Annotated in this window: 17 protein-coding genes and 1 pseudogene; 11 read left to right on the top strand and 7 right to left on the bottom strand. The window is 31.7% G+C overall.

Going from position 1 to position 22,853, the window contains the following annotated elements; translation table 11 throughout:
• Positions 1-175: 175 nt before the first annotated feature.
• From mnmA to AXF11_RS01690, 5 genes are all read left to right on the top strand, one after another.
• Positions 176-877 carry a tRNA 2-thiouridine(34) synthase MnmA gene (gene mnmA / locus AXF11_RS10765; protein ID WP_231724732.1) on the top strand — a complete coding sequence of 234 codons (702 nt, stop codon included), beginning with the start codon at positions 176-178 and terminating at the stop codon, positions 875-877.
• Positions 861-1,262 (top strand): aminomethyltransferase beta-barrel domain-containing protein, encoded by a 402-nt coding sequence (locus AXF11_RS10760; RefSeq protein ID WP_335338993.1) that lies wholly within the window; start codon positions 861-863, stop codon positions 1,260-1,262. Before mnmA ends, AXF11_RS10760 begins: the two co-directional genes overlap by 17 nt.
• 62 nt (positions 1,263-1,324) lie before the next feature.
• Positions 1,325-1,822, top strand: coding sequence for a hypothetical protein (locus tag AXF11_RS01700; RefSeq protein ID WP_068154349.1), 498 nt, complete (start codon positions 1,325-1,327; stop codon positions 1,820-1,822).
• 41 nt (positions 1,823-1,863) lie between these two features.
• Positions 1,864-2,775 (top strand): AEC family transporter, encoded by a 912-nt coding sequence (locus AXF11_RS01695; RefSeq protein ID WP_068158136.1) that lies wholly within the window; start codon positions 1,864-1,866, stop codon positions 2,773-2,775.
• A gap of 123 nt (positions 2,776-2,898) precedes the next feature.
• Positions 2,899-3,855 carry a DUF3829 domain-containing protein gene (locus AXF11_RS01690; RefSeq protein WP_231724730.1) on the top strand — a complete coding sequence of 319 codons (957 nt, stop codon included), beginning with the start codon at positions 2,899-2,901 and terminating at the stop codon, positions 3,853-3,855.
• 158 nt (positions 3,856-4,013) lie between these two features.
• Here AXF11_RS01690 and AXF11_RS10375 read toward each other — a convergent pair.
• The 5 genes and pseudogenes from AXF11_RS10375 to deoD all read right to left on the bottom strand — a co-directional run bounded on the left by AXF11_RS10375 (position 4,014) and on the right by deoD (position 7,886).
• A pseudogene (locus AXF11_RS10375) lies at positions 4,014-4,823 on the bottom strand (metal ABC transporter permease).
• A 118-nt stretch (positions 4,824-4,941) separates the two neighbouring features.
• Positions 4,942-5,493 (bottom strand): ribonuclease M5, encoded by a 552-nt coding sequence (gene rnmV / locus AXF11_RS01685; RefSeq protein WP_068154345.1) that lies wholly within the window; start codon positions 5,491-5,493, stop codon positions 4,942-4,944.
• A gap of 19 nt (positions 5,494-5,512) precedes the next feature.
• The gene (locus tag AXF11_RS01680) at positions 5,513-6,985 is read right to left on the bottom strand and encodes an aminoacyl-histidine dipeptidase (RefSeq protein ID WP_068154343.1); all 1,473 of its coding nucleotides are present in this window, start codon (positions 6,983-6,985) and stop codon (positions 5,513-5,515) included.
• 30 nt (positions 6,986-7,015) lie between these two features.
• The gene (locus AXF11_RS10690; protein WP_197416837.1) at positions 7,016-7,165 is read right to left on the bottom strand and encodes a hypothetical protein; all 150 of its coding nucleotides are present in this window, start codon (positions 7,163-7,165) and stop codon (positions 7,016-7,018) included.
• A 10-nt stretch (positions 7,166-7,175) separates the two neighbouring features.
• A complete protein-coding gene (gene deoD, locus AXF11_RS01675) occupies positions 7,176-7,886 on the bottom strand; it encodes a purine-nucleoside phosphorylase (protein WP_068154340.1) in 711 nt (236 codons plus the stop codon).
• A gap of 676 nt (positions 7,887-8,562) precedes the next feature.
• On the opposite strand from deoD, the gene AXF11_RS01670 reads away from it, so the two are divergent.
• The 3 genes from AXF11_RS01670 to AXF11_RS01660 all read left to right on the top strand — a co-directional run bounded on the left by AXF11_RS01670 (position 8,563) and on the right by AXF11_RS01660 (position 19,665).
• Complete coding sequence (locus AXF11_RS01670) at positions 8,563-10,359, top strand: ShlB/FhaC/HecB family hemolysin secretion/activation protein (protein WP_068158134.1); 1,797 nt, start codon at positions 8,563-8,565, stop codon at positions 10,357-10,359.
• A 25-nt stretch (positions 10,360-10,384) separates the two neighbouring features.
• Positions 10,385-18,844, top strand: coding sequence for a two-partner secretion domain-containing protein (locus AXF11_RS01665; protein ID WP_068154338.1), 8,460 nt, complete (start codon positions 10,385-10,387; stop codon positions 18,842-18,844).
• Positions 18,845-18,948: 104 nt separating this feature from the next.
• Positions 18,949-19,665, top strand: a complete 717-nt coding sequence (locus AXF11_RS01660) for a hypothetical protein (RefSeq protein WP_156440359.1) — start codon at positions 18,949-18,951, stop codon at positions 19,663-19,665.
• Positions 19,666-19,786: 121 nt separating this feature from the next.
• Here the strand turns inward: AXF11_RS01660 and AXF11_RS01655 are convergent, their stop codons facing one another.
• The gene (locus AXF11_RS01655) at positions 19,787-20,005 is read right to left on the bottom strand and encodes a hypothetical protein (protein ID WP_068154333.1); all 219 of its coding nucleotides are present in this window, start codon (positions 20,003-20,005) and stop codon (positions 19,787-19,789) included.
• Positions 20,006-20,531: 526 nt separating this feature from the next.
• The gene (locus AXF11_RS01650) at positions 20,532-20,849 is read right to left on the bottom strand and encodes a hypothetical protein (RefSeq protein ID WP_068154330.1); all 318 of its coding nucleotides are present in this window, start codon (positions 20,847-20,849) and stop codon (positions 20,532-20,534) included.
• On the opposite strand from AXF11_RS01650, the gene AXF11_RS01645 reads away from it, so the two are divergent.
• From AXF11_RS01645 to AXF11_RS10685, 3 genes are all read left to right on the top strand, one after another.
• Complete coding sequence (locus AXF11_RS01645; RefSeq protein WP_068154322.1) at positions 20,830-21,453, top strand: hypothetical protein; 624 nt, start codon at positions 20,830-20,832, stop codon at positions 21,451-21,453. The two genes, AXF11_RS01650 and AXF11_RS01645, sit on opposite strands and share 20 nt — an antisense overlap.
• Before the next feature lie 18 nt (positions 21,454-21,471).
• Entirely contained in the window at positions 21,472-22,359 is an 888-nt protein-coding gene (locus tag AXF11_RS01640; RefSeq protein WP_068154319.1) for an Imm49 family immunity protein, read from the top strand.
• A 352-nt stretch (positions 22,360-22,711) separates the two neighbouring features.
• Complete coding sequence (locus AXF11_RS10685) at positions 22,712-22,852, top strand: hypothetical protein (RefSeq protein ID WP_197416836.1); 141 nt, start codon at positions 22,712-22,714, stop codon at positions 22,850-22,852.
• Position 22,853 lies beyond the last annotated feature (1 nt).

Genomic DNA, 22,853 nt, shown 5'->3' with positions numbered 1-22,853 from the left:
ACAATAATCTACTAACATAAGTATAACACTGAAATATGGAAAAATCAATTTGTTTATCCTGTTACTTAAATTATTTTCCTTGTCTGTTGCAATATATTGTGATATACTTATTTTTATAGAAAGAAAGGTTTTGAAAGAAGTTTAAGTTTTTGGAAATATAAGGAAAGGAAATATTATGGGAAGAAAAAAAGTTGTATTAGGAATGTCGGGCGGGGTAGATTCTTCAGTTGCGGCGATTTTGCTTAAAGAACAGGGATACGATGTAATTGGGGTTTTTATGAAGAACTGGGAAGAGAAGGACGAAAATGGAGTCTGCATGGCGGAAGAGGACTATAAGGATGTGATTGCTGTGGCAGAGCAGTTGGGGATACCTTATTATTCGGTGAATTTTGTGAAGGAATATTGGGATAAAGTTTTTACGTATTTTTTAGATGAGTATAAAAAGGGAAGAACTCCTAATCCTGATGTGATGTGTAATAAGGAAATCAAATTCCGTGCATTTCTAGATTATGCGATGAAGATTGGGGCCGATTATGTGGCAACAGGGCATTATGCGAGAATTGTTCACGAGGGAAAAGATGGGAAAATCAAATCGACCATGTTAAGAGGAATTGATGATAACAAGGATCAGACGTATTTTCTTTGCCAATTAAATCAGGAACAGCTGGAAAAAGTGTTGTTTCCATTGGGAGAATATACAAAGCCACAGATTCGTGAAATAGCTGAAAAATATAACTTGGCAACGGCGAAAAAAAAAGACAGCACAGGAATTTGCTTTATTGGAGAACGTGACTTTAATAAGTTTTTATCGCAATACTTGCCTGCAAAAGGTGGAAATAATTGTAAATACACAAGGAAAAGTGCTGGGGCATCATAATGGGCTTATGTATTACACAATTGGACAAAGAAAGGGAATCGGAAATACAAAGGAAGGAACTGGAGAGCCTTGGTTTGTTGTGGACAAGGATTTGGAAAAAAATGAATTGATTGTAACACAGGGTGATAATTCAGTGCTTTATTCAAAAGGCTTAATTGCAACTGATTTTAATTTTATTAATGAAGTGCAGTTTCCGCTGGAGTGTACTGTAAAATTTAGATACAGACAAAAAGATACAAAAGCTGTAATTAATAAATTAAGCGAAAATGAATATGAAGTAATTTTTAATGAGCCTCAAAAGGCTGTAACGCTAGGGCAGATTGTGGTTGCTTATGATGGTGAAGTTTGTCTTGGTGGGGGAGTCATTGATAAAATTATAAAATAGTTTTGTTTAGTAGAGTTTATTCAAAATTTAAAATTTATGATTCAGGAATTAAAAATATTTAGTTGTTAAAAATAATTAATGTAAAATATAAAAATTTGAAAGGTGGAGAAAATATGGCACTTGATGATGTTATGTGGACGTTTAGTAAGAAAATTTATGAAAATTCAGAAGAATTTAATAAGGATATTAAGGCATATTATGACAAAATGCGTGAATATGTTGATAGAGAATGGAATCCTGATGAAATAGCTGTTAACCAGTCAGAAATTTATGTTGATTATGAGGTATGGATAAAGGGAGAAGAAGACTTGCTGGAAAATGAAACGACTGATGAAGAAGGATTGTCGGAAGAATATGCAGATAATGGTTATTTTCAAATTGATGTAAGAGCATTGTTAAAGGCTGATAATGGAAAATATTTTACAAATCTTGAATTAATGACAAAAGTTCATAATCAGCAGGCGAATAAAGAATTAGGAGATCATGTATTTTTTGAAGGTATGGATTCAGGTAATGAAAAAGACGGAATTCCAGTGTTTTATGTAGTGTGTGGAAGTTAAGGAGGAAAACGAAAGAATTAATATTTTGCTTGAATGCAACAATGCCTGTATTTTTACTGATGATACTTGGATACGTCTTTAGAAAAATAGGGATTATAGACTTGGAATTTGCAGATAAGATGAATAGATTTGTATTTCTGGCACTTTTGCCTGTGCTATTATTTAAGGAATTGTCGTTGTCTGATTTTTCGGCAATCTGGGATTTGAAATATTTGCTTTTTTGCTTTTCTGCAACATTTTTTTCGATAACGATAATGTGCATTGTTTCAATTTTTTTAAGAGATAAGTCAATCCGTGGGGAATTTATTCAGGCGGGATTTAGAAGCAGCGCTGCTCTGCTTGCTTATGCCTTTGTGCAGAATGTGTATGGAGAGGCTAAGATTGTAGCACTTATGGTAATCGGAGCTGTCCCTTTGTACAATGTCGCTTCGGTTGTAATTTTGATGTTGCTGCGTCCAAAGCAGGGGAAATTGAATAGAACAGTTTTGAAAAATACGTTAAAGGAAGTTATGAGAAATCCTCTGATACTTGGAATTCTGGATGGAATGGTTTGGGCATTATTAAAAATCCCGCAGCCAGTAATTATGAAGAAATCAATTTCAACGTTTTCTGCAGCGGCAACTCCCCTTGGGCTGCTTGCACTTGGAGCGAGTTTTGATGTAAAGGAAGTTTTTTCAAAACTGAAGATTGTATTAGTTTCGTCTTCATTCAAGCTCCTAATTCTTACGGCGATATTTTTGCCAATAGCCATAAAATTTGGATTTAAGGACGAAAAGCTGGTTGCTGTGCTTGGAATGCTGGGAAGCCCGACAACTCCGACTTCATTTACGATGGCAAGAGGGATGGGGCATAATGGGGCTGTAACTTCGGGAACTGTGATGGTTACGACAATTATGAGCATTTTTACGTTGACGGGATGGCTTTACATTTTGAAGCTTGCAGGATTGGTATAAAATTTGTTAAATAAATAAAAATTTGGTATAATAACAGGTATTGTGAAAATAATAAGTTTGTAAAAATAAAATATTCTGGAGGGAAGACAATGAAATTGAAAAAATATGTTTTGATTGGAAATAATGGCATTGCTGGTTCTTGCTGGTTGTGATAACAAGGGCAGTGGTAAGAATGACAAGAATAAAGTGGAAGTAACGGATGTGAAAAGGGACATTTCGACTGAGGAAATTGCGAAATATAATGAATATTCAAAATTAAGCGATGTGCCAAATTCTGAAGAATGGAACACATTTTTTACAGAAATAAAAAAAGAGGAATTTACTAATGAAGCTGGAAATATAAAAAATATTTCAGAAGTGCCTGCATTTATGGGAAATCTGAATAATTCAATTAACCTGACTGGCGAATATATAAAAGAAATTACAGATGTAATGCAAAAAAGTCCAAAAATGGAAGCAATTGACAAAAATGCTGAAAATCTGATAAATTCATTGATAGAGGAACAAAAGGTACTGACAGAAATTAATGATTATTTTGAAAAAGGTGATTATAAAACTGATAAACTGGCAAAAGCAGGAGAACTGAATGATAAATACAAAGTTGTACTGCAAAACAGACAGGAAAATCACAAAATTTTTGCTAATTCATTACATGAAATTGCCCAGATAATCAATCAAAAAATGGAAAACCAATTACAGAAGGATGGAAAAACAGTAAAATTAAATATTTTGAAATTTGTAAATTCAGTAGATAAATTTGGAAAAACAGCCTTCGGAAAAAACAATTTAAACTTTGATGAAAATGAAGTAAAAATGCTGGAAAAGGCAAATAACGACGTACAAAGCGCATACAAGGCAGTATCTGAAATGACGCTGGAAAATGCTAAAAAAGAAAACATAAGCGAGGCAGATTTCAAAAAAATAAAGGAAAGTTCAAAAACGTTATCAGAAAATATGCAAAAAATGCTAATAGGTGTAAAAAATCAGAATATTCAGGATGTAGTAATGAGCGCCAGCAATATTTTAAGTGCAAAAACAGATTTAGAAAATGTGTTTAATGTCTTAATGTTACAAAAATAAAGTCTAGTAATTGTAAGGAGGTGAGTAATAGTCGCTCACCTCATGTTTTTAATTATTGACTTTAGTCAGTCAGTTGAGTACGCAAAGTATGAAGCCCCTTTTAGAGGTAGTCTTGACTTTTTTAAAAGTTCTGATTCTAATTTGATTTATAATAAAAATTAATTCAAAAATTTTCCTTTCACAAATCCTCCCATCTTAACTAACGCCAACAAAACTGTAAGTAACACAATAATCGAAGGGCCTGACGGAATATTCAGCGTGTAGGAAAAATACAGTCCTGATAGTATTCCGATGAATGAGAAAATTATGGATAGAATTATGATTGTTGAGTATTTCCTTGCGAGTGAGGCTGCGATTGCCTGTGGGATTGTCAGGATTGAGATTATTAGGATGATTCCTATTATTTTTATGTTTATTATTATGACGGAGGATATTAGGATTATCATAAAGTAGTTTATGAAAGTTACTGGGACGCTGTGGATTTTTTAGAAGTTTTCATCAAAGCTGGTGTAGACGATACTTTTGTAGAAGATGATGAAAAATGTGATTGTGATTATGTCCAGTATTAGCAGTAAAATTATGTTTAGGGTATTGGATAAAAGAATATTTCCAAATAGGTAAGTTGACATATCGGACTGATAGCCTGGTGTCAAGAAGGAAAAAATAATTCCGATAGCCATTCCCATTGACATAACGATACCTATTCCCAAATCACCGTCAACGTGCAGGGCATCTTTTAAAATCAAAATTAGTACACCTGATAATATTGAAAAAATTAGTCCAAAAAACAGCGGATCTTTTATTGGCAAGTTAAAGAAATAAATCAGGTAAATTCCTATTCTGATACCGCCGTAAGATGCGTGGCTGATACTTGATGAAATAAAGACCATTTTTTTATTTACAATATAAGTTCCTATTATTCCGCAGCATATACTTGAAAGAAGCCCTACAATAAGGGCGTTTCTCATAAAAGTGTATTCAAAAATGAGAGTGTCCACAATTTTGTGTAAATTTGTATATGAATCCAGTAGTATAAGTTTTTTCTAGTTTATTTACAAAAAAAGTTTACACTCTCAAAAACAGTAATTATTTTAAATTTTTTACTGCCAAATCAAATTGTTCTTTAGTTATATTAAAGGAATTTAGTGCATTTAAAAGCTGTTTTGAATTGTAATAGCCTATCTTTAAGTTATCTCCTAATTCCATTCTTCTTTTTTTAGCGTTTTCACCCAAACAAAGATTATTTTTAAGTAAATCCTGTACTGTAAATGTATAACCATTATCTTCATTTTTTTTTGTAACTAAATTTTGTAGTGCTTCCAATATGGCTTTATCATTTGCATTCTCCACACCAATATTTTTATTTTTAGTCGCATCTTTTCTTGAGATAAAAGCATGTTTTATATTCGGAATATATTTTCTTAACGTATCGCGAATTTTTTTCCCCGCATAATCAGGGTCTGTAAATAAAATTAACTCATTGTCTTTGGCTAAATTTACAATTTTATTTATTGTCTTTTTTGAAAGAGCGGAAAATCCATTTAATGCTATAATATGTGCATCAACAACTCTTTTTAGAGCTGTGATGTCATCCCTTCCTTCAACGATGATTATTTCTTTTATCTTAATTTTTTCCATTTTTTCCCTTTAATTTAATTTACTTAATGTCATAATTTTTCAAAACAGTCAAAAGTAGATCCCAAGTTTTTCCGACTGAACTTATTTCCATTCTTTCTTCAGGCGTATGAGCACCATAAATATTAGGCCCAATAGACGTAATATCCACATCCATATTTGCATCAAAAATTCCGCATTCAAGTCCAGCGTGAATTGCTTTTATTTCTGGCTCAGAATTATTAATTTTTTTAAATGAATTTATCATAAGTTCTCGTATTTTTGAATCTTTTCGGTATTCCCAAGATGGATACGGAGCACTAACTTTCATTTTCACATCATATTTTTTACAAAGTTCTTTAATTTCTTCGATTAATTTTTCAAGTGAATGATTTACAGAACTTCTCGGTAGCGACTGAATTTTTATTCTTAATTGGTTTGAAATTTCTTCAGACTTTATAACGCCTAAATTAATTGATGTTTCCACAAGATTTTCGACATCTTTGCTCATCGAAATTACGCCATTTGGAAATTCGTGGAAAAATGAAAGAACTCTGTTTGTGTCAGCGGTTGATATTTTTTTGAAATTTTTAGCGTTGCCTATTTTTTTTATTTCTAAAACTGGATTTTTGTCAATTACACCAAAATCAGCTATAATATTTTTAAAAGCAAGTTGAGCCAATTCTTCAAGTCTATGTCCTGGTTCATCCAATTTTATGCTAATATGGCATATCGCTTCACGAGGAATTGCATTAGTTTTTTCACCACCATCAAAGTCAATTAATTCCATAAAATATCTTTTGTTTAAATGATACAGCACTTCATTTAATATCTTGTTTGAATTTCCACGTCCCAAATGAATTTCAGCGCCAGAATGCCCTCCATCTAAGCCTTTTACTTCGATTGAGAAAACTGTGTCATCATCTTCACAGTCCTTTTTGACAAGGTCAAACTCATTTTCAATTCTAGCTCCACCTGCACTGCTCACATACACTTGACCGTATTCTTCAGTATCTAGATTAATCAAAGTTTTTCCTGAAAAAAGGCTGAAATCCAAGTTATTTACTCCTGTCATTCCTTCTTCTTCATCAGTTGTTAAAATAACTTCAAGCGCTGGATGAGCTATATCATCACTATCCAAAATTGCAAGAGCCATCGCAACGGCAATTCCGTTATCGGCACCTAATGTAGTTCCATTTGCTGTTAAAAATCCATCCTTTACAACAAGTTCAATTCCGCAATTTTCAAAGTCAAAGTCAGTATTTTTATTCTTTTCCCAGACCATATCCATATGTCCTTGTAAAATAAGGGGAGAAAAGTTTTCGTAGCCTTTTGTGGCTTCTTTTTTTATTAAAACATTTAATGCTTTATCTTGCACAACTTCAAGATTTCTTTCTTTTGCGAAATTTACAAGAAAATCACTGATTTTTTTCTCTCTTCTCGAACCTCTTGGTATTTTTGAAATTTCACTGAAATAGTGAAAAACTTTTTGAGGATATAAATTTTTTAATTCCATTTTAAATTCCTGCCTTTTTTGTAATTCTAGCTATAAAATACTATCCAATAATTCTTCTAATTCGCTCATTTCTCTTTGAGTCAAATCATAACCACTTTTCAGTTTTTCTAAAAGTCTGTTGTCAGAGCCAACCGAACTTTTTTCCAAAATTTTTATAATCAGTCTTTTATAAAACTCCATTTTATCTCCTTTACAGCGTTATTGCAGTTTCAAGTGCAACTTCTATCATATCGTTAAATGTTGTTTGTCTTTCTTCGGCACTAGTAACTTCGTGAGTTATGAACGAATCGCTTATTGTAAGCAAAGTCAATGCGTTTGCTCCCAATTTTGCAGCAGTTGTGTAAAGCTGTGCAGTTTCCATCTCTACACATAGTACTCCAAATTTTGCCCATTTTTTCCAAGCGTTAGGGTCATCCCCGTAAAAAGTATCGCTTGTAAAGACATTTCCAGCTTTTACATTAAGTCCTTTTTGTTTTGCAATTTCGTACGCTTTAAAAAGCATTTCGGCATTTGCAGTTGGTGCGTAATCTGCTCCATTAAATCTAAGTCTATTGATAGCTGAATCAGTCGAAGTTGACATTGCAAGTACGACATCTCTTACATTTACATCTTTTTGATAAGAACCGGCAGTTCCAATTCTGATTAAATTTTTCACTCCAAATTCAGAAATAAGCTCATGTGAGTAAATCCCAATTGATGGTACTCCCATTCCAGTTCCTTGAACAGACACTTTTTTCCCTTTATAAGTTCCAGTAAATCCAAGCATTCCACGGACATTGTTATATTGAACAACATCCTTCAAAAAAGTTTCTGCAATATATTTTGCTCTAAGTGGATCTCCCGGTAATAATATAGTTTGAGCAATATCTCCTTTATTCGCTCCAATATGTGGTGTAGCCATTTTTTTACCTCCTAAATTTTTTATAATATTTACTTAAATAACACTTCTTTATATTTTACAATATTTGGATTTAAAAATCAAATTATTTATTTTACTTGGACAGAGTAAAATAGTTAGGGGTAAATAAAAAATCTTATTTTAAGTTTTTCATTCAATCCAGAAAGTTACTAAAATATTTATTTATTTTTTAAGCAGAAGTGCTCATCGCCGCACCCCTGCACCCCGGCAAGGCTCAAGACATTTTTATGCACTGCCAAAAAACTCGCTTACGGCGGGGCAGTTTTGTCAGCACATAAAAATGCTCCGACGGTTTAAATTTTACTATTATACAAAAGGTGTCGTGATTTTTTTGGAGTAAAGACGACTGTTTGAGCACGTTTAGTGCGAGTTTCGGCTTTTCTTCAAAAAAATTCTTAGACGAGCGTGGGGATTATAAGGGGAAATGGCGGTCCTTTCCCCTTATGTAAAAAATAAAAAAATAATATTAAACAAAATAACATTTTGTAATCAAGAATAACTTAAAAAATTTAAAATTAAAAATCTGCCCCTAAAATTTTTAAACCATCTTAAAAAAACTACAATTTATCTGAAGAATTGCAGTAGCAAGATTTTTAATTGACATTCCTTCTGATTTATGTTAAAATTATTTAATTTATATTAGCAGGAGGTGAAAAACATAAAAAAATATATAACAATACTAATTTTTCCCCTAGCCACTATTAATTTTTCAGCACCTGTTGATGATGCTACTAAAATTTTAGATATTCAACAAAGACAACAAGAGCAGGAAAGAAGCAGGATGGAGCAGCAAAAAAGTCAAGAAGAATTTGAAAATACTAGATTTAATGATGTTCCAAAAATTGATAAAGATAGCAACTTTGATGATAAAAATTCTAAAAAGTTTTTGATAAATGAAATTGATATTGAAGATAAAGACAAACTACTTTCTAAGAAAGAAAAGAAAAACATACTTAAAAAATATGAATATTTGGAAATGGGAAGCAGCGATATTCAAAATATTCTGGTTGAAATTACTAATAAATTAGTTTCTAAAGGGTATATTACAAGTATTGCGACAGTTTCAGATAAAAATGATTTGACTACAGGTACTTTAAATTTAAAAGTTATCGCAGGGAAGATTGAAGACGTCAGAATTAATTCTGGCAATGGACTTGATAAATATAAGGAATTTTTTATGTTCCCTAAAAACAGAGGGAAAGTGTTGAATATAAGAGATCTGGATACTGCTACGGATAATTTTAACTCTATTGGAGCTAACAATATGAAGATGGATATTGTTCCTTCAAGCCGTGAAAACTACTCAAGAATTGAAGTAAAAAACAGATTAAAGAATAAATATACTGTTGGAATTTTGACTAACAACTATGGGGACGATAAGCAGAACGGAATTTGGAGAAGAGGTATAAACCTTAATATTGACAGCCCTCTTGGAATTGGGGACAACTTCTATTTCACATACATGACAGTTCCTAAAAAAGATCCTGACAGAAGCTGGAAGAAAAACATAGAAGATTTAGCTCCGGGAGAAATTTTACCAATTGGTCCAGTTGGTTATGATCCTTCAAAGGGAGATACATTGCCATATAAAAGACGGCTTGATATGTTTAATTTTGGATATACGATGAAATTTAGAACATATACTTTAAGACTTAATTCAAGTAAAAGTATTCAGGAAAGCAGTTTCTATTCAGGCAACACAGTTTATGATATGTACTCATCGAGTCGGACTACACAAGCAAATTTGGAAAAAATATTGTTCAGAAATCAAAAGAGCAAAGTAAGTTTTGAAGCGGGGATAAAACAGAAGCATAATCAGAACTATTTGGAAAAGTCAGTTCTATCAAATAGAAAATTGTCAATAGGGACAGTTGGCTTAAATACAACAACATCATTATTCAGTGGTATTCTAGGAGTAAATTTAGGATATGAAAGAGGACTTAAAATTTTTGGGGCAGAAAGGGATAATGGAAAGCTGGATATAAATCCAAAGGCTCAATTCGATAAATATACTCTTGATGTAAGCTACTATAAGCCTATTACAAATAAATTTGTATACAGGGCAAATATTTACAGCAGTTATTCAAATGATGTGCTTTACGGAAGCGAAAGACAGACAATAGGCGGTGTCGGAAGTGTCGGAGGATTCAAGAATGATACGATACAAGGGGATAAAGCAGTTGAAATTGATAATGAGATTTCATACAACATTCCTATAAAAAAATTTGCAATAATTTCACCATATTTGAGTTATGGATATGGAACGGCAAAATACAACAAGGATAATTCAAAATATGCAAGAGGGTATGTAACAGGAATTACAACAGGATTAAGGCTTAATACGAAATATCTTGATTTTGATTTTGGATATGCAAAGCCAATGGCACATTCAGATTATTTAAATCCTAAAAAGCAGGATATATACTTTAGCGGAAATATGAAAATTAGTTTTTAATAATTAATATAAAAGGAGGTAAAATTTGGAAAATAAAATTTTAAAAAAAACAATCGCATTTTTATTATTGTTATCAATGAATATGAATAGCTTTGCAGCAAATCTTGAACTAGATCCTAACTCAAGATACAATACAAAACTTGACATGTCACGAAATGGAACTCCAATCGTTAATATTTCTACTCCGAATGGTCGTGGAATAAGTATTAATGAGTTTCTTGACTACAATGTCGGTCATGAAGGGCAAGTGCTTAATAATGCTGATAACATTGGGCGTAGCCATCTTGCCGGGATTATTAATGCTAATCCGAATTTGGCTGCCAACCAGGCTGCAAACTTGATAATCCTTCAGGTAAACGGGTCTAACCGTTCAGATATTGAAGGGTATCTGGAAGCTTTGAGCCGTCAGAAGGTAAATGTGATTTTGAGTAATGAAAATGGTATTTACTTAAATGGTGCGGGAACCATTAATATTAGAAATTTTGTTCCGACTACAGGAAGAGTAAAGCTTCAGAATGGAGACTTCGTAGGAATTGATGTTGAAAAGGGAAGAGTCGTGATAGGCTCAAATGGGTTTGACGCATCGACTACGGATTATGTCAATGTAATTGCAAAAGCTCTTGAATTGCAGGGAAGTCTTGTCGGAAACAAGGTTGATGTAACTCTTGGAGAAAATACAGTTGATAAAAATGGTGCAGTTACTTCAAAGCACGGAATAAATTCTGTTGCAATTGACGCAAGTAAACTGGGTTCGATGTATGCAGGGCAGATCAGCATAATCAGTACTGATAAGGGTGCAGGAGTAAACTCAAGGGGAATTGTTTACTCAAGAGATAAAAAACTTGAAATTACAGCAGATGGGAAAATTAATGTTGCTAAAATTAAAGGGAACGGTATTGAAATTAATGGTACGGAGTACGATCAGGCTGAACTTGCCAGTTCTGATAAAGGAATTAATATCAATGCTAAAAATATTAAGCTAAATGGAGAAACACAGGCAGCTGGGGATATTAATTTAAATGGGAATACTCAAAATAACTCTAAAATATATTCTGAAGGGAATTTTAATACAGGAAGTCTTTTGAATACAGGCGATATTAATGTTGCTGGGAATTTTAAGGCTGATGATTTTAAAAATGTTTTGGCAGCTGTTAATACAGGTGGAAATTTGAATGTTAAAAACTTGGAAAACAGTGGCAACATTCAAGTTTCTAAAAGCACAGGGATTGACGGGAAGTTAAATAATTCAGGTAACTTGACTTCTATAGACAAAATAACTGTAAAAAATGATATTTTAAATTCCGGAAATATTTCAACTAATGGAGATTTGTCAAGTAAAAATGCAGTTTCATCAGGTATAATTGTTGCAAATAATTTTACAACAAGTAATTTGCAGAATGATGGAAAACTCTTTACTAATGCGGATTTGAAAACAAAATATTTCAAAAATACTGGAGAAATTTCAGCCGTTGGGAAAATATCAAGCGACAGTATGGTTTCAAGTGGAAGCATTAGAACAAATGAAGCTCTTGATATTTCAGGTGATTTGGATAATGACGGAACTTTACAGAGTGCTAAAGATATTACGGTTTCAAGTAACATTAAAAATAGCGGTAAAATTTATGCTGGCGGAAATTTATCAGGAAAAGATGCTGTTTCAAGCGGGAAAATAGTTTCTAAAAATTTAAGAGTGAATGACCTTAAAAATGATGGAGAAATTTTTACAAATGAAGATCTTCGGGCTAAAAATGTTACGAATACTGGTAAAATAGCATCTGCTGGAAATATTTCCACAAATGATTTGAAAACTTCAGGAGGCATAAAATCTAATAAAAAAGTTACAGTTTCAGGGAAGCTTGAAAATGATGGGGATTTGGAAGCTGTAGAAGATATAAAGGTTTCAGGAAATGTAAGAAACACTAAAGAGATAGCGACAAATGGTGATTTTTCTGGTAAGAATGTGGTTTCAAAAGGAAAAATCATTTCTAAAAATTTTGAATCCCATGATTTAGAAAATGATGGAAAAATTTTGGCAGATGGAAAAGTAAAAGCTAGAAAAGTTAAGAATGCAGGAGAGATTTCAGCTGCTGAAGATGTATCTACAGATGATTTGAAAACTTCGGGAAGAATTTCTGCTAAAAACTTGGAATCTGAAGATTTGGATAATGATGGTAAAATTTCTTCAAATGAGAATGTAAAAGCTAGAAATATTAAAAATACTGGAGAAATTCAGGCTGTAGGATCAATATCAGGAAATAATTTAAAAACTTCAGGAAAAGTTAGGGCAAATAGAAAAATTACAGTTTCAGGAGAACTTGAAAATGGTGGGGATTTAGAATCAGGAAAAAGTCTGACTGTTTCAAAAAATATTAAGAATACTGGAAAGATTGCTGTAAATGAGGATATTTCAGGGAAAGATACTCAAAATTCAGGAACTATGTATTCTAAAAATCTTAAAACTGATAATTTGAAAAATGATGGAAAAGTTGAAGTTGGAAATGATTTGAAGACGGCGGATATTGAAAATACTAAAGATATTACAGCTGTTGGAAAAATTTCAGGAAAAAATGTCAATAATTCTGGGAAAATTTTGACTAATGGAACATTGAATATTAAAAATGTTAAAAATATTGGAAAAATTGCCGCAGGAAGTGATGTTACATCGCAAAGGCTTGAAAATTCAGGAGTTCTGGCAACAAATGGGAATATTACGACTTCAGATTCAATGATCAACAGCGGAAATATTGAAGGCAAAAATCTTGATATAACTGGTTGGGAATTCACAAATAGCGGTAAAATATCGGCTGACAACATTAGGGCAAGAGTTAATGACACTAAAAATAATGGAAGTATTTCTTCAGCAAATGACATTGATTTAACGACAAATACTTTAACAAATACAAAAGAAATGCTGGCAGTAAACGACATAAATTCAAATAATGCGACAGTTTCAAATTCAGGGAAAATGGCTTCAAATGGTAAAATACTGCTAAATAATTCGAGTATTACAAATATTGGACAGATTTTGTCTGGAGAAATTTCTATGCAAAATGCGAAAAAATTTGATAATACTGGAACTGTAAAAGGGAATAAGACAGTTCTTACAACTGACCAGGATCTAAATCTGGTTGGAAATCTGCATGGAGAAAGTTTGCTTGAAATTTCAGGAAACAACATTACAAACAATGGAAATACGACAGGGGCGGGGCTTATTAAAATAAGTTCTAATGATTTTACAAATAATAAGGAACTGGCTTCAAATGCTGTGATTATTGATGGCCGTGGGAATGTTGTAAACAATAATATGATTACTGGAAATGATGGTAAAATTAATGGAAACAGCATTACTAACAATGATTTGATTGCTTTTGACAATTATCTTGAGATGAATGCTAAAAGTAAGGTCTTAAATAATAAAGATAAAAGTATTTATGGTGGAAATGCTCTGATAATCAAAGGTTCTGAAATTTTGAATGATGAAGGTGAGATTCTTGGTGGAAATATGGACCTGAATGCTTCTAAAATCACTAATAATGTTGGAACTGTTCAGTCAACTGGGGATATTTTTGTTACTTCAAATGATTTTCAGAATATCGGAAGAGTATCAAATCTTGGAAGCTATGAAAAATACTATGAAACTTGGGATGGAATAAGATTGTCTGAATCCGAAGTTGCCAATGAATGGGTATTTAGTGAACCTGATTTTCAACATTCAAGCAGTCATAGGTCAAGTGTGAAAAGACATCAAAAAAACTGGCTTGAAGAGATGATAAAAAAACATACTGGAAATTCCAAAATAAACTCATTAATGTTTTCAAAATATCCTGATGTTGCACGTTCTAAATTGTATCAGAGAAGCAAGACAACTAAAACAAATACAACAGAAGTACCTGGTAATATGCTGACAGGAAAAATTAAAAGTAATGCAGATACGGAATATGGTAAAATAATTGCAAGTGGAAATATCATAATTAATTCAGGGAATGTTAAAAATAGGGACAGTTTGATTTCAGGTGGTGGACTTGTTGACATAAATGCAACTAATTTTGAAAATTCAGTAACTTTAGGAAATGCTGTTCAGCTAAAAAATGGACAGGAAAAATTGTATCTAACTTATAGACATGGAAGCAGAAAAAGTTCTGCAAATGGAACTTACAATAGATATTTAGAAAATGGTGGAATCGGATATGAAAGTGGACAGCCTTCCATCATTGAAGGGGCTGTAGTAAATGTAAATGCTCCAAATATCATAAAAAATTCCATTGAGGCAGGAAATGGAAAAGTACTGAATAATGGTGGGGCAACTGGTAGAGCCTTGATTTCTTCAAATTCAATAGGAATTAACAAGGGTACAGGTTCAGCAAATGGAGCGGTTCAGGTTGCTGGAAATGCTTTACTATCCAAAGTAAATAGCGGCTTTAATGGAAATTTACAGGTTAATGGCAGCAGCAATAATAGTTTTGACAGGGCAATACAAATTTCAGGGAATAATTCAGTTATTCAAAATATTAAAAAAACTGGAACAATTGATGTAAACCCACTATTAAGCAGCGCAATGTTTACGATGAATATGAGTCCATCTTCAAAATATCTTCTAGAAACTCGTTCAAAATACATAAGTTTAGGTCAATACTATGGAAGCGACTACTTCACTTCAAGAGTTGGGTATTCGGAAATTTGGGACAGAAGTAAAAGATTAGGAGATGCCTTTTATGAAAATCAATTGCTTACAAGAGCTTTAAATGAAAAGCTTGGAACAAGCTTTTTGAACGGAAAATCTAATCAGGAATTGATTCAGTCAATGATGGATAATGCGGCTGATGAAAAAGCAAGGCTTGGTCTTGTTGTCGGTCAGGCATTGACTCAGGATCAGATAAATGCCTTAAATGAAGATATTATCTGGTATGTCTCAAAGGAAGTGAATGGAGTCAGTGTTTTGACACCACAAATTTACTTGTCAAGCAGAACTAGGGAAAGCATAAGCGATGACACTAGAAATAGAATTGGTGGAATAAATGGAACTTATGTCAAGACTAAAGATTTTGTAAATGACGGGACAAAATGGGGTAACGGCGGAGTTACCTATGTTGAAGCGAATACTGTGAGAAATGAGACTACAACAAATCTTCTTTCTGAAATTTCAGGAGATAGAACATTCATAAGTTCAGTTGGAAATATTGAAAATATCGGCGGAAAAATAAAGGGAAATGAAGTTGTAGGTTTAATTTCTGAAAATGGAAATGTAATCAACAATACAACCAAAAGAAAAGTAGGATTCAATAATGGCGAGTTTGACAGAAGCTGGCATGAAGAAATAGGCTCAATTGGGCAAATTTCTTCAAATGGATTAACTTTTATTAAGGGTAACAGCTATGAGTCAACAGGAGGAATTCTAAACACAAATCATCTTGAACTTGATGTAAATAAATTCAATGTATCGGCATTGTCTTTAAGCGGTGAAGATAAATTCGGCAAGGGCAGCAATAATTACACAAAATATGGTGCAACAGAACATTTAGGCGGAGAAGTAACTGCAAATTCTACTTCAGGAAGAATAGGAGATTTAAACCTTACAGGCTCAGCATTTATTGGCGGAGATACACAAGGTCTGAAAATTGGGAAAGTGAATGTAGAATCCGCTGTAAACAGTTACGACTTGGAGTCAAAACAGACAAGTAAGAATACGGTTTCTAAAAGCAGTACATACATAAAATCTCATCAGGAAGAAAATGTTGCAGGAAATTTACAGCTTAGCGGAGCAAGAATTGAAGGAAACTTGACAGGAATCGGAAGTAACATTGATTTAGGTGAAAATACCTTTGTTGGCGGGAAATTGACAACAGATTCGAGAGAATTACATAATAGTTTTTATGAAAAAAATACGTCCAGAGGATTTAGTGCAGGAATTAGTCACGGAACGGCTTCATTAAATTATGGAAAATCAGGCAGCACCTATGATGAAAAAGATACGATAAATGCCAAATCAAATTTAAGAATTGGCGATGGAAGTGTGCTAAATAACGGAGCGGAAATTACTGCCACAAATTTTGAGTATGGAAATATTCAAATTAATAATGGTGACGTAAAATATGGTGCAAGAATTGATACAAGAGATGTAAAAACTACTTCAAGAAGTAGTAATTTTGGTGTGTCAATTGGAATAAACAGTCCAATTAAAGATAGAATTGAACAAGCAGCTGGAGCTGTAAAGCAAGCTAGAAGGGGAGATACGATAGGTGGTCTTGTAGCGGGAGTAAATGCAGGAACTGGAATGGTTTCAGGACTTGCAGGAAATCAAGGGACAAGACAGGCTTATCACACAGGAAATTTAAGTCAAAGTGAAGTAAGAAATGCGAGTGCAAACAATAACTTTTATGCAAATATTGGAGTAAATGCAGGATATTCTACTTCTAAAAACAGTAACAACTCCCACAATGAAAGTGCCGTAGTTACGACAATGAAACCAATGCATGAAAATTCAAGCATAACTTACAACAATGTAAACAACATAACTTATCAAGGAACACAGGCTCAAGGTGGAACATTCATTTACAACAATGTTAAAAATATTCGGAAGGAAGCAGTAGAACTTCATAACAGCAGCAGTTCAAGAAGTTCAAATTTTGGAATAAGTACGGGAGCGACAATTGGATATGGCTACGGAACACAGATTACTGGAAATGGTGGAAGTGTTTCTGCAAATAGAAGTAATCAAAATACGAATGAAACTATTTATCAAAATGGTAATTTTCAAAATGTAAATGAAGTTCACAATAATACTGGTACAATGACACTTTCAGGATTTAACCAGGAAGGCGGAAAAGTTACAGGTAATATCGGCAAGTTGGTTGTAGAAAGTAGACAGAACACAAGCACGACAACTGGAAGATCAAGCGGTGCAAGTGTAGGAATAAATGCAAATGGAGTTCCTAGTTCTTTAAATGTAAATGGAAGCAGAACAAATGGAAGTAGAGCATTTGTAGATAATCAAAGCAGCTTTATTGTTGGAGAGGGAAGTAATCTTCATGTTGGTACAGTTGAAAATACTGGAGCAATTATTGGAAAACAGAGTGAAAACGGTACTACATTTAAAGTTGATAAGTATGTTGGCCACGATATTCAAAACTACGATACAATGACAACAACTGGAATTTCAGTAGGGACTTCATTAGGAAAATCTCCTAGAGTTACAAATATCGGATTTAATCAAGAAACAGGAGATAAACAAGGAGTAACTAGAAATACAGTAGTTGGAAATGTAGAAATAGGAGAAGCTTCTGGAAGTCCAATAAATAAGGATGTTACAAAAGCTAATGAAGTTACAAAAGATGTACAGCATTCGACTAATATTAATGTTGAGAGTCAGACTATTGAGTATGCTACTAATCCTGGTAAGTTGAAAGAAGATTTGAATAAGGCTAAAGATGAAATAAAGGATGTTACAAAGGCACTTGATAATTCAATTCATGACCCAGGAGATGACAACAGAAATTTCTTTGGACAGTTGAGAGAAACTAGACTTTCTGAGACTATAGAAAATATTGCTGGGGAAAGGTTGAAAAGGGCTGATAATTCAGAAGATGTAGTTTCAGCTTGGAAAGATGCGTACAAGGATTTAGGATACAACCTTGATGTAAAATATACAACTGGCGAAGATACTCCTGAAATGAAAAACAAGGCAGGAACAGCATATGTTTCAAAAGATGGAGTACATACAATAATAATCAACATAAATGCAAAAGAGAACTCAACAAAGGCAGGATTAATCGGAACACTTGCAGAAGAGGCAAGCCATATTGTAAATGGAGTGGCAGGAAGACAGATAGCAACTGGAACAGATGAAAAAGGGCTTGAAAGCACAGGAAGAGCTTCAAATGCTTACTTCAAGGAAGAGTACAAGGGAAGCAACCAGAATATGACGTACAAGTCTGACGGGAAGATTGATACTAGCAAGCTGGGTACTCATGTTGGGGACACAACATATAGTGCTGGAATTTCATTTGGGGGAAGTGCATCAAAAATACTTTCTATAGGTGGTAATGTAACAGTAGGAGTCGTTTTAGATGATAAAGGTGGAATAACAGGATTTAAAAGTTTGAGTGGTTCTTTTGGTTTTGGAGTAGGTGGAGGAATAGATGTCCTAGTTCCAGTATCAAGTATGAATCCAAATGCTAAAACAATAAAGAATTTTGCGGGATTTGGACAATCTTTTAGTGTAAATGCTGGATTTTCAGGACTTTCAGTAGGATTATCAGCAGGATTTGATGGAACAATTTCAGGTTCTTTTAAATTAGGACCTAAAGATCTTAAAGATTTTAATAATGTTAAAAAGATGGGGGCAACAATTACTTATAATCCAGGTTATACTTGGTTAATTCCATTAGAAAAAGTTAGAGATTATTTATCAAAAATTCCAAAAGGATTAAAAATTTTTAACGATTTAAAAAAGGAGGTATTTAAATTAAAATCAAAAAGAAAAAAATAGATTTATCTTTAGGATTGGTAATCTATAATTTTGTAGGATGTATATATTTTTATTTTGTGAATCCAATATTTGCAGTTTATTTTTTGAAAGGCAAAGAAATCAAAATGTTAATATGGAATACTATCATTACGATTTTATTATATTTATTTATATTGGGTTCTATAGGAATTTTAGAATATATTGGATACTTAAGAACTAGAAATTGGACACTTAATTTTAGAGAAGATTTTTTAGAAATTTTTTTTGACAGTAGTAAAAAGAAAAAAATTTTTTATAATGAAATTGAAATGATTTTTATCGCAAAAAATATTTTAGGAAGTTATGACATATTGATAAATTTTCCAACAAATAATATTATTCATAATTTAGGTTCAAAAATGTTAGATGATAAAAAAAGTATTGCTTTAAATAATGTAAAAAATTATAAAAATATAAAAAACAAATTAATTGAAAAAATGAATTTTAAGGAAATATTATCAGAAAAAAAGATACTAGAAACTAAAATTACATTTTATTATTTATTTTCTTACATTATTTTTATTATTTATGTTCTTTGGATTTTTTATAAGATAAAAATAGCGATTTTTTTAGTTTTAATTATTTTTATTCGCTTAAAATCGCGAGAATATAGTTACTTTGAAACTAATTATGGAATAAAAATTTTTAGTTATAAAAAAGAATTATACTTAAAAGAGGGAAATTATGAAATAAATAATAACAAACTTAAAATAAAAATAAAAAATTCAGATACATTAATCGAAAAGCAAATTTTAATACCAAACAAGTTTAAAATTTGTGAGAGTGTCCAAAATTTTATGTAAACTCAAAATATAATATATGGTACAGGATGGTATTTTTATCATCCTGTTTTTAAATTCTTGGGAGCATAAATTTTTTTGTATAAACTCCTAAAATTATAAATGGACACTCCCTTTTTTTTATTTATCTTTCCAAAAATTTTGAAATTAAATCTTTAACTTTTTCATTAAATTCTTTACTTAAAAAATAGTCTTTTACTTCTTTCTGAATGCTGGAAAGTCTAGTTGCAGATTCCATAATTTTAGTAACAGGATTTTCTTTTCCTGAACTTAATTTCTTTATATTTTTCTCTTCTAATTTAAATTGCTTCTCAAATTCAAAATATTGTTTTTTTAAAGTCATTTTTTCTTCAAAAAGATGTTATTTTGTTTAGTATTGTTTTCCTATTTTTTACATAAGGGGAAAGGACCGCCATTTCCCCTTATAATCCCCACGCTCGTCTAAGCATTTTTTCTGCGTCAAAGCCGAAACTCACTTCGTTCAGACAGTCGTCTTTACTCCAAAAAAATCACGACACTTTTGTATGGTAGTAAAATTTAAACCGTCGGAGCATTTTTATGTGCTGACAAAACTGTTTGAGCACGATTAGTGCGAGTTTTTTGGCAGTGCATAAAAATGTCTTGAGCCTTGCCGGGGTGCAGGGGTGCGGCGATGAGCACTTCTGCTTAAAAAATAAAAAAATATTTTAGTAACTTTCTGGATTGAATGAAAAACTTAAAATAAGATTTTTTATTTACCCCTAACTATTTTACTCTGTCAAAGTTGATTCTAAATTTGACTAATCTATATTAAATATAATATAATAAAAAGGAATAGGAAACTTAACAAGTCCACTTACATTAGGAGTAGGTTCATGGGCTGGAGATAATTATGCAAGATTTAAACCAGAAGAAGTACAATATGGAACAAAAAAGGAAGTAGAAAAAAGAAAAGCAACAGAAAATGCTATAGTAAAAACTACTACAGATATAACGGTAACATTTAATCTTCCTAAAAATATAGGTAGTGGGAAGATAACATTTCCACAAGTAGAACCAGCAATATCAATAAATTCTTCTGGAAGTTTAACAAGAGGGGTAACATTAACAACGAAAACAGTTTCAACACCAGCAATAACAATAACAGGAGGAACTAAAGCAGGAGCAGCATTATCAAATGCAGTTAAAGTGGCTTCAAATGTTAACAATAATGCTCATAACAATAATTCTTTAAAAAATAAAAATCCTAAAAATAACTCTAAACAGAATCATAATTCTAGAATTACTAATAACACAAATTCAACTGCTTTTACATCCAATAGAAATATAAGTGCTTCAAAAATAAGAAATAATGGAGTTAAATTAGATGTTCCTAAAGATTTAAAATCTAAAATTACTGATATAGCACAAAAGGGTGATTATAAAGGATTTAAAACAGAAGAGGTTGTAAATGAGATATTAAAAAGAGACCCAAATGTAGAATTATTAGATGGTGGTAAATATGGATCTAATAATGGATTTGACCATGTATTCAGAAATAAAAAAACTGGAGAAGTTTGGATACTTGATAGTAAACAGATTGCAAAAACAGGAAATATGAGAGTTTCAAATAAAGGTGTAGGTGGAACAAGACAGATGTCTCCTGATTGGGTAGATAATGTATTAAATAAATTAGAAGACGGGAATCCTGTTAAACATGCAATTGAAAATGCTAAGAAAAGTGGAAAATTAAACACAGGATTAGTAGGAGTAGATAAAAAAACGGAAAAGTTAATTTTTATTCCAACAAGAATTACTAATATAAAAAAATAATTAAGAGAGGAAAAAACTATGAAGAACATATTAGCAGGAGAGAAAAAATACGAAAAAGGAATTAGTTTAATTTCAAGTTTTTTAGGAAAAGAAGAAAATTTTGATAAAGATGAATTGGAGTATATAGAAAATAAAAAAGGGAATCAATTTGCTTGTATGCAAATTTTATCTAATTATTATAATAAATTCTCTTCAATAAATTTATTAATAGAAAAAAATATTGAAAAACATAGGTTAAATTGTCATATAGGTGGAAAATTGAGAATACTATCAACCAGTAGATCAAGTATGCTTGTTACTCACCCAACTCAAATGTTTGAAATGTTTATGTCTAATAATCCGGATTTTATAACATTTTTCAAAAATAATATTGATATGATAATGCCTGATGATTATGATAGTAAAAAAAATAAATATGGTTATTTAAAAAATGATTATGGAACATTTTTCTTAATTCGTGTAATTCTTCATGCAATAAGAGGAGATTTTGAAGAAGTCAAAAAAAGATGTACTGCATATTTGGAAAAGCCACTGAAAGATAGTTATTATAAATATGGAGAACTGCACTATGAATTTTTAAGTGCTTTGGCAGATAAAGATATTGATGGAATGAAAAAAGCGATAGACGGAATGATGGAACAGAAAGTGGCAAGAAAATTTTCAAATGATAACAATCCAAACTATGAATTTTACTTGCATGTATATGTCATAATATACGCCAAAATAGCATTATATCATGGAATAGACTTGGAAATTGACAATGAAGTAGCACCAAAAGAATTAATAGACATAACTCCGCTTGAAAAATATGAAGATCCGTATGATTTTATGAAAGATTTTGATTTGGCAACAGTAACACCGAAGGAATGGCAGGAATGGAAAAATAGCTGGAATTTAAATTTATAAAATTTTCAAATAACCGTTGTTGTAAAAGACAGCGGTTATTTTTTTCTATATTGTATATAATTTGAATATTTTTAAATGATATTTTTTATGGTTAGACAGTATATTTTTAAAATTTATAGTAAAAGAAGAGTGAAGACTAAAATTTTTGATTTTTTTTCTTTAAAATAGACGTTTACACTTGCAATTTACTTTTTAGATTCATTAAAGTTTTTTTTCTTGAAAAATACCAAAATTTTTGTTATACTTTTTATATAAGTTTTTTTGCAAAAATAGAGAAATCCATAATAAATTTTTATCCAAAAATTTTTATTTTTGGTAAAATGTTTAAAATTAATTTTATTTGGAGGAGAAGATGAAAAATAATTTTTTTATCAGAACGGCAACAATTAAGATAAATTTTATTGTCAGACAAATTGTTAAATTGTCTGCTTTGTTATGGAGAAAATATGTGTTAAAATCTGAGCAGTTTCGTTTGCTTGGATTTTTTTTGTAAA

This window comes from Leptotrichia sp. oral taxon 847, from assembly GCF_001553645.1.
In the GTDB taxonomy this organism is placed as follows: Bacteria; Fusobacteriota; Fusobacteriia; order Fusobacteriales; family Leptotrichiaceae; genus Leptotrichia.
Note: the sequence above shows the minus strand (reverse complement) of the source record. Positions and strands in the feature narration are given on the sequence as shown.